At 70.1% G+C, this 13781-nt stretch carries 2 protein-coding genes; one reads left to right on the top strand and one right to left on the bottom strand.

The window, feature by feature from the left end; all coding sequences use genetic code 11:
- Positions 1–38 precede the first annotated feature (38 nt).
- Complete coding sequence (locus ABD466_RS37655) at positions 39–6587, bottom strand: LamG-like jellyroll fold domain-containing protein (RefSeq protein ID WP_344662056.1); 6549 nt, start codon at positions 6585–6587, stop codon at positions 39–41.
- Positions 6588–6871: 284 nt separating this feature from the next.
- On the opposite strand from ABD466_RS37655, the gene ABD466_RS37650 reads away from it, so the two are divergent.
- The gene (locus tag ABD466_RS37650) at positions 6872–13777 is read left to right on the top strand and encodes a polymorphic toxin-type HINT domain-containing protein (RefSeq protein WP_344662055.1); all 6906 of its coding nucleotides are present in this window, start codon (positions 6872–6874) and stop codon (positions 13775–13777) included.
- Positions 13778–13781 lie beyond the last annotated feature (4 nt).

The raw sequence follows: 13781 nt of genomic DNA, 5'->3' as shown, positions 1-13781 counted from the left end.
GAACGGCGGGCGTTTCGCAGAACCGCCCGCCGCCTCGCTCAGAAGTTGGTCATCTGTGTGGTGACCACATCATTCGCCACAGCCGTGTAGTAAGCGGCGTTGGGTTTGCCTCCTGTCAGATAAGCCGGGTTGACGGTGTTCGGGCTCCCCGGCGCCGCGACGACCGTCGCGACGTCCTCCACGCCGACCGCGTTCCAGCTCAGCCCGCCGGCCACGAGATCCTTGTTCAGCTGGAGCCGCTGGATCTCGCGAGGGTCGCTCGCCGCCCAGCCCTGGGGCGCCACCGTGGTGAGGATGACCTTCACGCTGTACGTGCCGTCGTGCCCCTTGTACTGCGTGAGGCCGTAGCGGAGGCTGTTGATCAGGGCCTTGAGGTTGGTCTCGACCGTACCGGCGGTGTCGCCCAGAGCCAGGTCGTTGGCGCCCAGGCCGAGGACGACGGTGCGCAGGTTGGCCTGGTCCAGCACCGTCGCGTTGAGCAGGTTCGAGGCCTGCGTGTCGGCGCCGCCGCCGGCTTGCAGGACGCCGACCTCGGTGCCGCTCAGGGCGTTCTGGAAGACGTGGACGTCGGCGATGCCGCCCTGCCAGAAGTCGCACGGTACGCCGTTCCACTTCGAGCGGCCGACGGACAACTGACCGGTGGCCTTGAAGCCGGTGACGTTCGAGGCGGTGGCGGCCTGGACGCCGTTGACGTACAGCTTCACCACCTTGGCCGCGGCGTCGTACGTCGCCGTCACGTGGGTCCACAGTCCCGGCTGCACGCTGTTCGCGGGAGCCTGGATGATCGTCCCGCCGGGGTTGTTCCCGTCGGAGTACGGCATGAAGACCCACCAGGCGCCGCTGGTGGTGGAACCGGTCGTGACGCCGCTGTAGCCGACCATGAACGACGCGGTGGTGGCGCCCTCCGTCGAGACCAGTTCGTGGTTGCCCGCCGTGAGCTGGGCGACGTTCGCCCAGGCCGACACCGTGAAGCTCTGCGAGGTGTCGATCGGGGTGGCCGGCACGCTGGCGTAGTCGGTGGTGCCGTTCAGCGACAGCGAGCCGGTGGTCGGCCCGCTGTCCGGGCCGGACGGCGCCGGGTGGGCGGTGGACCAGGCCGCGGAGCCGGCCAGGATCAGCGGCGCGTTGCCGATGACGTCGGCGCCGGTGGTCCCGGTGCCGTCCTGGAGCCGCCACCAGTTGTGCAGCCGCTGGTTGAGGCTGTTGGCCGCGCCCGCCGCCGTCAGCTGCCCGCCGCCGGACAGGTTCACGAAACCGCCCGGGGACGCCGACCCGGACGCGCCGACCGCGCTCTGCAGCCCGTCGACCCAGGTCGCCGGCGCGCCGGCGGCACTGTCGCGGTCGCCTAGCACCGCCACCGTGCCCTGCAAGGCGCCGTTGGCGTCCTGCGCGGTGCTGGTGACGTCCACCGTGGAGACGATGTACCAGTCCGGCAGCGCCGTGGCCCAGGTCGCCGCCGCACCCGCGGTGTCAGCGCTCTGGTTCCCGGTCGCGAGGTAGCCCGGTGTGGTCGCCGCCTTGTGTGTCGGCACCGAGGCGACCGCGGTGCCCAGGTACAGGGTGACGGCCAGGTTGCCGGTGGCGCCGGCGACCGTGGTGTCCGGGAGGTCCACCGGGTCGCTGAAGACCTCCATGCCCGCGCCGATGGTCACCGTCGCGGCCGACGGTCCGCCGAAGGTCAAGGGCTTCGGGGCGCCGGTCGCCGCGCCGGCGGTGCCGAGCTGGGCGGCCACCGTCGCGGCGGTGACCGTCAGCGGCGCCGTCCCGTACTTGTTGGACAGGCGGACCCGGACCTGGACCGTGCCGGAGGCGGCGGTGCCGAGCGTCGAGGGACGCACGATCTGGCGCAGCGTCTGGTTGGCGAAGTGCGCACCGCCCGGAGGCGATGCCGTACCGCTGTCCGGGGCGGCGGCCCACGCGCCGATCCAGTCGCGGCCGAAGTCGTTCAGCGGCCAGGACCCGGCCGCGTTCGCGACCGTCCCCCCGTTGGACAGAGCGCTGATGTCAGCGGCGGTCAGAGCGCGTTGGAACGCCTGCACGCCGTCGATGGAGCCGTTGAAGTTGTTGCAGTTCTGCCCGTTCCAGAAGCCGCGGCCGATCGCGAAGACGCCGTTGGACGGCATCGCCGCGGAGTAGGAGGCCGTGTTCTGCAGGACGCCGTTGACATACAGGGCGAGGGTTCCGGCTGTGCTGTCGTAGACGCCCGTCAGATGTGTCCAGGTGTTCAGCGCCGGCGCCGCCAGCGATTTGGCCCCGCTGCCGGCCGGATTGGCGGTGTCGGCGTTCGACCGGTCGAAGCCCCACCGGTTGAGCGCCGCGTCGTACTCGAGGTAGAAGCCGCTGGCATTCGTGCCCTGCTGGACCACCATGGTCTGCCACACGCCGGCCGGCAGGGACGCCGGTTTGACCCACGCCGACACCGAGAAGCTCTTCGTCGTGTCGAGCACGGCGGAGGTGGTCTTGGCGACCTGGCCCGGGGTGGCGGAGAACACCGCCGCGCCGCCGCGGTCCAGGGTGAAGCCCGGGTTGCCCCAGACCCCGAGGTCGTGGCCGTTGCCGGAGACGTCCTTGCTGGACGTCAGGTTCGCCGTGGCGGCCGGACGCACGCCGACCGCGAGCACGTGCAACGCCATCGGGCACGTTCCCGGCAGACTGGTCGTGCCGTAGTAGGGCAGGGTGATGCTGGACAGCACCGAGGCCGGGTTGGCCGGGAGCACCACCAGGTACAGCCGTGGTGCGGTCGAGGTGTCCTTGGCCCCGCCGGCGCGGTTGCGGTACGGCAGCGTGAACGCGGCCGTCTGGTCCGTACCCCGCGACCAGTCGGCGACCGGCGGCACGATCGGTTTGTCGAACCCCGGTGCCAGGCCGCTCTTGTAGGTCAGGGTCGCCGAGGACTCCGGGGTGCCGCCGCAGGTCGCGGCGACCAGCAGCCCGACCGCGTCGGCCGGCACCTGCTGGGAGGCGTCCAGGGTGATGGTCTGGCCGTGCGCCACGACGTTGTCGTTCCCCGCGGCGTTGGCCTGCGGCATCGTGAAGCTGATCCCCGACATCGTGAACGAGGTGCCGGGGGACAGCCCCGCGGCGGCCAGTGTCTGCGCCGACAGCGAGCCGCCGGTGCCGGTGCCGCCCACGTCGTTCTGCCCCGGAGCGCCTCCGAAGTCGAGGTTGCCGGCGGCCGGATCCGTGTCGTCGCTGATGCCGTGGTTGTTCTGCGCGGCGCCGAAGTTCGGGTAGGTCGGCGCGTTGACCGGTGCCAGCATCAGGTAGTCGATGCCGAGGTAGTAGTCGGGGACACCGTTGGTGGACGCGGTGTCGGCGGTGTTGCGCCCGACCGTGGTGATCGAGAGGGTGTGCTTCCCGGCGGTGAGGTGCTGGCCGCCGAGCGGGACGTAGACCGTCGAGCAACAGTGCGCGCTGTAGGCGTCGAACGGGTTGGCCGAGTTGTACGGGCCGACCAGCTTGCCGTCCAGCCAGAAGGTGAACTGGCCGTACTGGTAGGACTTGGTCAGGTCCACGCCGAGCGCGTAGTCCGCTTCGAATGGCGCGTTCACCGTGAGGTTGAGCTTGTCGCCGACCGCCGTGCTGCCGAAGTCGAGCTGGTTGGAGCCGGCCCAGTCCACGCCGTAGTCGGGGGTCTGCTGCACGGTCCACGTCGACACCGTCGACGGCGACGTGCTCACAGCCACCTGCGACGGGTCGAAGGCGGCATAGCGGTTCGGGTTCGTGTCGACGGCCCACTGCTGGGCGCCCGTCGCGTTGCACGCGTACAGCTCCAGCTGGGTGCCGTTGGCGGTCGCGGCGTTGGGATCGTCGAGACACAGCCCGGACTGCGGATTGACGATCTGCATACCCCCCTGGCCGTTGGACTGCGCACGCCACTGCTGGTGAGCCTGCGCGTCGCACGCCCAGACCTGGAGCAGCTGCCACTGGGTGCCCGGCGTGTCCGCCGGTCCGGGGATGTCCAGGCAGATGCCCGAGTTGGCGCCGGTGAGCCGGATGGTGCCGTCGGCCGCCAGCGTCCAGGACTGCGCCGCGCTGCCGTTGCAGTCGAAGACGTTGACCTTCGAGCCGTTCGCGGTGGCGCCTCCGTAGTCGTCGACGCACTTGTTCAGCGCGGCGTCGGTGATCGGCCCGGTGAAGTTCGAGGTCCGGTAGCCGCCGATGGTCGGGGCGACGAAGAACTCGTAGGCGGTCGTGCCCGCGCTGACGTTGTGCGCGGCGTCGAACGACTTCACGTACAGGGTGTGGTGGCCGAAGCCGAGGCCGGCCGGGACCGGGACGATCGCGCTGCCGGAGGTGTCGCCGAAGGCCTGGACCAGGCCGGTGTTGCCGTTGACCGCGTTGTAGGTGCAGGTGGAGCTGGTCAGACCGTAGGTGGACCCGCCGGTGTCGAACCCGTAGGAGTAGCCGACGGTGTTGGCGTTCCCGGCGTTGGTCAGCGTGAACGTGCCGCCGTAGCCCTGAGGCGCCCCCCACTGGCCGTTGCCGTTGGCGTCGTGCGGGAAGTCATAACTGGAGACTCCCGGATTCGGCATGTTCTCGGCCAGCACCGTGAAGTTCTTCCACCCGGACCGGCTGATCGAGTCGGAGTAGTTCCCGTCGCTGTCGCCCCATGCGCCGTTGTTGGCCCAGACCGGCCGGGCGTTGGTGTCCGGATCGACGGTCTCGACGGTGGAACGGAAGGAGTAGGCCCCGTTGGGATACGTCCCGTAGTTGCTCTGCCAGGTGGCGTAGGCCCAGCCGTTCCCGTCGGTGTCCACCTGGACCGGGGCGTAGTTGTAGTTCCAGGACACCCTGCCACCGGAGCCGTTGCTGCCGGAGAACACCTCGTACCAGAACTTCAGCGGCAGGTGGTTGGGATTGTTGTCGTAAGCCTGCGCGGCCACCGGGATGTTGGTGTTGGCGCCGTTGCCGACGTACTGCGTACCGTCGCAGTCCACGACGTTGCCGTTGTTGACCATCATGTTCCCGGACATCGCCGGGGGATAGCCGAAGTCGACGTCCAGCTCCGGATTGGCCCAGAACTTCTTCCACTGGTATTTCGAGTTCTCGTCGGCGGCGGCCAGCAGCAGACCCACGCTTCCCCAGCCGTTGTTCACAGCGTCGTCGGCCGCGCCGATGGCGTTGAACCGCGGATAGCTCGGGTCCTTCGCGCACTGGCTGTTGCCGCCGCCGTCCGACGACTGCTGGTCCAGATAGCCGCCCACCGGCCCGGGCCACCGGGTGTTGCCGTCGATCCAGCCCGCCTCCCACAGATTGGTCGGCTGCGACGCGCAGGACGCGTCGTAGACCTGGGTGGTGTAGAACCAGGCGTCGAAGACCAGGGCCTTGTAACCGTTGCGGGACGGCCCGTAGAGCGAGGTGTCCATCCGGAAGTACGACCGGTGCCGGGTGTTGCAGCTGCCGTGGTCCGGCCAGTAGCAGTATCCGACGAGGGCCAGGTCGTTGGTGCTGTTGTCGGACGACCCGTCGTCGCCGACGGTGATGAAGTAGCCCTGGCTGCCCCAGTCGTGCCCGGAGAAGTACGGGTCGATGTAGAGCGGGTACTTCACGTCAGTCCCGGTCAGTGCCGAAGCCGGCGGCGTCAGCAGCAGATCCACCGACTTCTGCCCGGTCTCCGGTGCCGCGGCGCGTGCCTTCGCGTCCGGACCCGGGTCGGCGGCCGGGGCCACGGTGAGCGGGGTCACGACGCCGGAGCCGGGATCGGCGGCGCTGGGCACCGGTCCGACCTGCGGCAGGTCGCGGGAGTCCCACATCACCGGCGCCGGGGCGTGGAGCACTGCGGTGCCGGCCGCGTCGAGCAGGTCGATCGACGAGTCCTTGTTCGCCTTGGCGCTCAGGCCCTTCGTGGCGAGCGTCAGCCGCAGGCTCCGCAGAGCGGGGTTCGCCGCGGCCTTCTCGTCGTGGACGACGAGCACCTCGGAGTAGGACTCGGTGGTCGCCGTGAGCTGGAGGTCGACGCCGGGCAGGACGTCGGCGTAGGTCGCGGTACTGCCCGCCAGCCGCGGCGCCGGAAGACTCATCGGCAGCGACAGCGCGACCGTGTCCGCGCCGTGGGCGAGCGTCACCGCCGGGCCCGGGCCGCCGCCGGAGAACACGGCGGTGCTCACCGACGCCTTCGGCGCCAGCGTGCCGTCGGGCCGCCGCACCAGTGTGGTGTCGATGTCCGCCCAGGCCCCGTTCTGCTTCACGCGCACCGGGTGCGCCCAGGATTTGCTGGTGAACGTGCCGTTCGGATTGGCGAGCAGCTGCTTCGTCTCCGTGGTCTGGGACGCGATCGCCACGGACGCTCCGGTCGCCTTGGCCTTCGCGGCGGCGGCCGGGGCGTCGGAGGAGATGGCCGCCACCGCGGCGGCGTCGGTCTCCTTCCCGGACGGCGCTGCGGCCGGTGCCGTCTTCGGGTCGCGCTGCGTCGACGGCTTCGACGGCGCGCTGGGAGACGGCTTGGGCCCGGCCGGCGGGTCGGCCGCCGCGGCGATCCCGCAGGACGCCGCGACGGCGGCGGCGGTCACCGCGGCCACCACCGCGCTCCGGAGCGCGTGCCGCTTCGCGCGGCCGGCTCCGCCCCCGTGTATAAGAGGCTTCATTTGTAAGGTTCCTTGTGCCTTTCGGGTGTTTACCGAGGCGCGACCGCGCGTCGGGCACAGCACCTGGATCAAGACTCTGAGCAGGGGAAGGATAGATCATCGCGCGAAGCTGCGACGGAAACGGCGGAAAGCCGCCAACTAAGATCACAGACATCGCCCCGGCCGGAACCGGACTGCTAACGTCGATCACTGCGATGCCGGGTCGGCAGCGCTCATCTCTCTTGCACGAACGGGGAAAGCTGTTGTCGACTCGTACGCACAGGCGAGCCCTCACGCGCTCGCGGGTGTTCCGCGGGATCGGCGCCGTCACGGCGGCAGCCGTCATATCCACCCTGCTCACCGCGTTCTCGGCGCCCCCTCACGCCGCGGCCGGCTGGCAGCCGCCGATTCCCGCGGACCACATCCTCAAGGCGAAGCCGCGCGCCTTCACTCCGCTGTCCGCACCCGTGGACCACGGGGTCCGGCAGTCCGAGGCGATCACCTGGCCGCGGGCCGGCGAGGCCGATGTGGCCCTGACCGCCGCCGCCGACCAGGCCGGGACGGCCCCCCGCCACAGCACGGCGACCGTGGCCGCGGCGCCGCAGGTGGTCGGTTCGGTGCCGATCGCCCTGCACCCCGCGCCCGGCGGTCTCGTGCCGAGATCCGCGCCGGCGGCCGACACCGTGCATGTCAAGGTGCTCGATCAGGCGGCGGCCAAGGCCGCGCGGGTCTCCGGCGTGCTGCTTTCCGTGACGTCGGCCGGCAGGACCCCGGGCCCGCTGGCGGGGGAGTTCGACTACTCCTCGTTCCGCAACGCCGGCGGCGCCGGATTCGGCGCCCGCCTGCACCTCGTCTCCCTGCCGGCATGCGCGCTGACCACGCCACAGGTTCCGGCCTGCCAGGTGCAGACCGCCGTCCCGGGCTCGGTCAACGACGCGGCCCGGCACGTCGTGTCGGGGCCGCTGGCCTCCGCGCCGGCGGCCGCCGGGAAAGCGCCCGTCGCGGCGGCGTCGGGCACCTCCACCACCGTCTACGCCCTGACCTCCGGTTCCTCGGGCAGCACCGGCGACTTCACGGCGTCCGGGATGAACCCGTCCGGCAGCTGGAGCGCGGGCAGTCCGTCCGGCGGCTTCTCGTGGAGCTATCCCGTGCCGGCGCCGCCGTCGGCCGCCGGCTCCGCCCCGCACGTCGAGCTCGGCTATTCCTCCTCGGCCATCGACGGCCGCACCGGTATGACGAACAACCAGCCGTCCTGGATCGGTGAGGGGTGGGACTACTCGCCCGGCTTCGTCGAGCGCACCTACCGGTCCTGCAGCGAGTTCACCGACCTGCCGAGCGCGTCCCAGACCGGTGACCAGTGCTGGGCCGGCCAGATCCTCACCCTGAGCCTCGGCCAGGGAACCGAGACGGTGGTGTACGACGACGCCGACCACACCTTCCACCAGCAGTCCGACGACGGCAACCGCATCGAGCTGCTGACCGGCGCGGACAACGGTGCCCTGAACGGCGAGTACTGGAAGGTCACCACCACCGACGGCACCCAGTACTTCTTCGGCCGCAACTCAGGACCCGGACACAGCAACCAGCAGACCACGAACTCGACGTGGACCGAACCGGTGTACGGCGCGCACTCGGGCGACCCCTGCCACAGTGCGTCCGGCTTCTCGGCGTCGGCGTGCACCCAGGCCTGGCGGTGGAACCTCGACTATGTCGAGGACACGCACGGCAACGCCACGGTGTACTACTACACGCCGGAGACCAACTTCTACGGCCAGAACAACGGCACCGCCGGCGTCTCCTACGTCCGCGGCGGCTACCTGAACCGCATCGACTACGGCCTCCGCGACGAGAACGGGACCGTCTACGGCGGCACGGTCCCCGATCAGATCGTCTTCAACGTCGCCGAACGCTGCGTCCCCGGCAGCCCGACCGACACCATCACCTGCGACCCCGCACAGCGGACGTCGGCCAACTTCGCCGCCTGGCCGGACACCCCGGTGGACCAGCAGTGCAACAGCGGCGACACCTGCAACACCCACTCGCCGACCTTCTGGTCCACCAAGCGGCTGACGAACATCACCACCCAGGTGACGAACGGCGCCGGCGGCTACACCAAGGTCGACTCCATCGACCTCGGCCAGACCTTCCCCGCCGACGGCGACTCGGAGCTGTGGCTGTCCTCGATCACCCGCACCGGCTACCGGACGGTCAACGGCGCGACCACCTCGCTGCCCCTGCCGCCGGTCACCTTCGGCGGCCAGCCCCTGGCGAACCGGGTGCCGGGCTACAACGGCCTGCCGGGCATGAACCACCGTCGGCTGAGCACCATCACCACCGAGACCGGCGGGATCATCGCCGTCACCTACTCGTCGTCGTGCACCGCCGCGACGATCCCCTCCGACCCGTCGCAGAACACATCGATGTGCATGCCGACGTACTGGGGCGCGCCCGGGCAGACCAAACCCTACTTCGACTACTTCATGAAGTACCGCGTCGACGAGGTCGACCAGCAGGGCAACACGGTCCAGACGCCGATCATCCGGACCGGCTACAAGTATCCCTCCGCACCGCTCTGGCACTACGACGACAACGAACTGGTCAAGCCGGAGAACCGCACCTACGGCCAGTTCCGCGGCTACAACGAGGTCGACACCTACACCGGTTCGTCCGCCAACGGCGAGACCCTCACCAAGGCGGTGTCCTTCTACTACACCGGCATGGACGGCGACACCCTGCCGAACAACGGCAAGCGCACCAAGGCCTACACGAACTCCCTCGGCGAGAGCCTGCCCGACGACGCCCGTTTCCTGGGTCAGGCCTATGAGACGGTCCAGTACAACGGCGACGGCGGCGCGCGGCTGTCCCGGACGTTCACCACGCCGTCGGTGATCGCGACCACCGCCACGCGGGCCCGGACGGGGCTGCCCGCGCTGACCGCGGACATGGTCCGCACCGTCCGGTCCCGGACGCTCACCGATCTGGCGGCCGGAGGGACCAGGGGCACGTCCGCGGCCGTCGCGTACGACGCCACCGGCCGGACGACCACCGTCGACGCACGCGGGGACGGCGTCCCGGAGACCTGCACCATCAACGCCTACGCCGACAACACCACCAGCTGGATCAGGCATCTGACATCGGAGGTGGTGACCAGCGGCCAGGCCTGCCCGCCGGCCGGCACCGCCCCCTCGAACGTGCTGTCCGACACCCGGACCTACTACGACGGCTCCGGCGAGCTCGGCCAGATCCCGGGCGCCGGCGACCCGACCCGCACCGACACGCTCGACGATCTCAACGGCGGCGCACCGGCCTTCATCACGATGAAGACCCTGACCTACGACGCCTCCGGGCGGGTGCTCACCACCGCGGACGCGTTGAACCGGGCGACCAGGACGGCCTACACCCCGGCCGACGGCGGGCCCCTCACCCAGGTCGCCGTCACCAACCCGCTGAACCAGACCTCCACCCTGACGCTGAACCCCGACCGCGGGACCAAGGCCACGTCCACCGACCTGGCCGGGCACACCAGCACCGCGGTCTACGACCCGCTGGGCCGCCTGACCCAGTTCAACCGACCCGGCCACGGGCAGCAGAACTACTCCTACCTGCTGCGCACGGACGGACCGGAGGCGGTGACCACCAACACCGTCATCGACTACGGGACCGGGATCGGCACCGTGACCTCGGTGGCGCTCAGCGACGCGCTGGGCCGCCCGGTGCAGACTCAGACCCAGGCCGAGGGCGGCAACGTCGTGGCTTCGAACGTCACCTACGACGGGCACGGCTGGCAGGCCGCCACCGACAACCGCTTCCTGTTCGCCGGCCTGCCCTCGACCACGGTGCAGGACGTCAACGAGTCCGACGTCGACGACCGGACCGTCGCCACCTTCGACGGCGCCGGGCGGGTCGTCACGTCGGCGGAGTACAGCGGCGACCAGCTCAAGAAGAGCACGCGCACCGTGTACGGCGGCGACCGCGTCACGGTCGTCCCGCCCGACGGCGGGACGACCGTGACCACGATCGCCGACGCCCTGGGCCGCGTCGTCGAGCTCGACCAGTACACCTCGCCCCCCGCGATCACGGGCAGTGTGGTCAGCGGCGGAGCCTTCCAGGCCACTTCGTACGGCTACGACACCGCGGGCCGCAGAATCTCTCTGAAGTCTTCGGGGAGCACGTGGACGGACAGCTACGACATGCTCGGCATGAAGCTGTCCCGCAACGACCCGGACAACGGCACCTCGCAGTTCACTTATGACAACGCGGGTCAGATCGCCGTCTCCACCGACGCCCGGGGCCAGAAGCTGGCCTACACCTATGACGCGCTCGGCCGCCCGACCGCCGAGTACAGCGGCAGCACCGCCGGCACCAAGCTCGCCTCCTGGGTGTACGACACGATCCAGGTGGGCCAGCCGACGAGCGAGACCCGGTACACGCCGAACGGCAACTACGTGCAGGCGGTGTCCGGGTACGACCCGGCCGGCCGGCCGGCCAACCAGTCGACCACGCTTCCGGCCTCCGAGACCGGTCTGGCCCGGACCTACACCACCCGGTTCGGCTACACCACGACCGGCCTGCCGCTCACCATGCAGCCGGCGTCGGTGACCGGGATGCCCGGTGAGACCATCACCACCACCTATGACGCGCTGGGGATGCCCGTCGCGGTCAAGGGCACGTCGATCATGGCCGGCCAGGTGCTCAGTGCCTACGGACTGCCGGCGCAGGTGACCTACGGCTCCTCGACCAACACCGCCAAGTACTCGATCACCTACGACCAGGCGACCCTGAAGCCGAAAGAGACGGTGCTCACCGCGCAGCTCGCCGTTCCGCAACTCGACGACACGACGTACCAGCGCGACCCGGCGGGCCGGATCACCCGGATCACCGACGTGCAGGGGCCGAAGGGCTCCTCGCCGGTGGACGACCAGTGCTTCGGCTACGACGCGCTGAGCCGGATGACCCAGGCGTGGTCGGCGACCGACGGCTGCGCCGGCGCGCCCGACAACACCTCGTCAGGGCTCAACATCGGCGGCCCGAACGCGTACTGGACGAGCTGGAGCTTCGACGCCGCCGGCGACCGGATCTCCCAGACCCGGCACCAGGTCACCGGCTCGGGCGCTGACACCACCACGACCTACGCCTACAACACCGCCGCCGGCGGCCACAGCCTGGCCTCGACCAGCACCACGGGTCCGGACGGTGCGAGCTCCACCTCCTACGGCTACGACCCGGCCGGTGAGACCATCGCCCGCAAGGGCGTGGCGGGCGGCGACCAGGTTCTGGACTGGACCGAGGAGGGGGCGCTGAAGAGCGTCGCCCTGCCGTCGGGTTCGGTGTCCTACGTCTACGGTGCGGCCGGGGACCAGATCGTCCGCCACGATCCGGGCTCGACGACGGTCTACCTGCCGGGCCAGGAGATCACCCGCACCAGCGCCGGCACGATCACCGCGACCCGGTACTACTCCCTCGGCGGTCTGACCGTCGGCATGATCAGCAGCGCCGGCAACCAGGCCCGGTACCTGATCGGGGACCAGAACGGCAGCCAGACCATGGCGGTCGACGTCACCACGCTGGCCCTCACCCGGCGCTCCTTCGACCCCTTCGGCAACCAGCGCGGCGCCGTCCAGGGCGGGGCGTGGGTCGACAACCACGGCTTCCTGGACAAGCCGGCCGACACGAACAGCGGCCTGACCGACGTCGGGGCCCGCAAATACGACCCGGTGACGGGACGCTTCATCAACGTGGACCCCGTGTTCGACGCGGGGGACCCGCAATCCCTCACCGGCTACGCCTACGCGAACCAGCAGCCGGTGACCGCCGCCGACCCCAGCGGCCGGTTCTGCGACGGCTGCAGCATGGACAACCCGGACTCGGTGTGGAACCCGCAGAACCATGCCCCGAGCGGCGACCACTTCTGCGACGGCTGCTCCGTCGACAACCCGGACTCCGTGTGGAACCCCAGCAACACCGGCTTCGGCGGCCCAGGCTGTACGACAGAGGGCTGTTACACCCGGCAGGGCCACCTGAAGGACAAGAACGGGAACGCGATCGACGGGCACGGCAACCCGATCGGCCTGCCGCCGCTCAAGACGGTCAAGCTGTTCCAGCCGAACTACCCGAGCGTCTCCCAGATGGCCGGCTGGGGCGACTACCACCCCGACCTGTCCTACGAGCTGAACGTCGAGCTGTACTTCCGCAGCCGCTGCAGCGAGGACATGACGCAGGACGGCTGCCTGGAGATCTCGCAGCACTACCACACCTGGGCCGCCGTCAACGACATCGACGAGAACCCGTGCGCCGCCGGGACGCTGTGCGACGCCATGCAGTTCCTGGACATCCCCGAGGGCGGCCCGCTCGCGGCGGACGCCGACGCCGCGGCGGCCGCCGCCGCACGGGGCGAACGGGGCGGCGGCTGTCCCCATTCGTTCGCCGGCGACACCCCGGTGCTGATGGCCGACGGCACGACGGAGGCGATCGAGGACGTCAAGGCCGGCGATGAGATCGCCAACGCCCAGCCCGGCGGCGAAGGCGAACACCACCGGGTCGACGAGGTCCACGTCACCGGCACCGACACCGACTTCACCGATCTGACGATCGACACGCCGAGCGGGCCGCGAACCGTCACCGGTACGCAGAACCATCCGTACTTCGACGTCAGCACCGGCACGTTCGTCCCGGCCTCCGACCTGAAGGCCGGCGAGCGTCTGCAGAGCACCGACGGCACGGTCGTCACGGTGCGGGCGGTGCGCAACTACACCAGCCACATGACGACCTACGACCTCACGGTCGACGGCGTGCACACGTACTATGTGGTCGCGGGCACCACCCCGGTGCTGGTCCACAACTGCGGAGGCTGGCTCGACGGGCACGAGCACAACTGTGTCTGCGACGGCACCGGCGGCGACCCCGTCTACCCGGACGCCCCGAGCCTGGACGAGCAGTGGGAGGACGCCACTTCCTCGACGTCGACCCGCGACGTGCACGGCGCGTTGCGCAACGCGGAGCGAGAGTCGGGCGACGAGATCTGGAACAACCCGGACAGCCATATGTACAACCAATCCGACGGCCAGACGGTGAAGGTCCTTAACACCGGTAACGGCATGTATTCAGTGGCGATCAGGGATATGTCGAACTCGAGCGGTGGCTACACCTCCGTCATCAAGGGCTTCACACAGAAGGAGCTCGACGGCAGGCTGCGCGAAGGAACGTGGGGGTAGCACG

This window comes from Catenulispora subtropica, assembly GCF_039531675.1.
Lineage (GTDB): Bacteria > Actinomycetota > Actinomycetes > Streptomycetales > Catenulisporaceae > Catenulispora > Catenulispora subtropica.
Note: the sequence above shows the minus strand (reverse complement) of the source record. Positions and strands in the feature narration are given on the sequence as shown.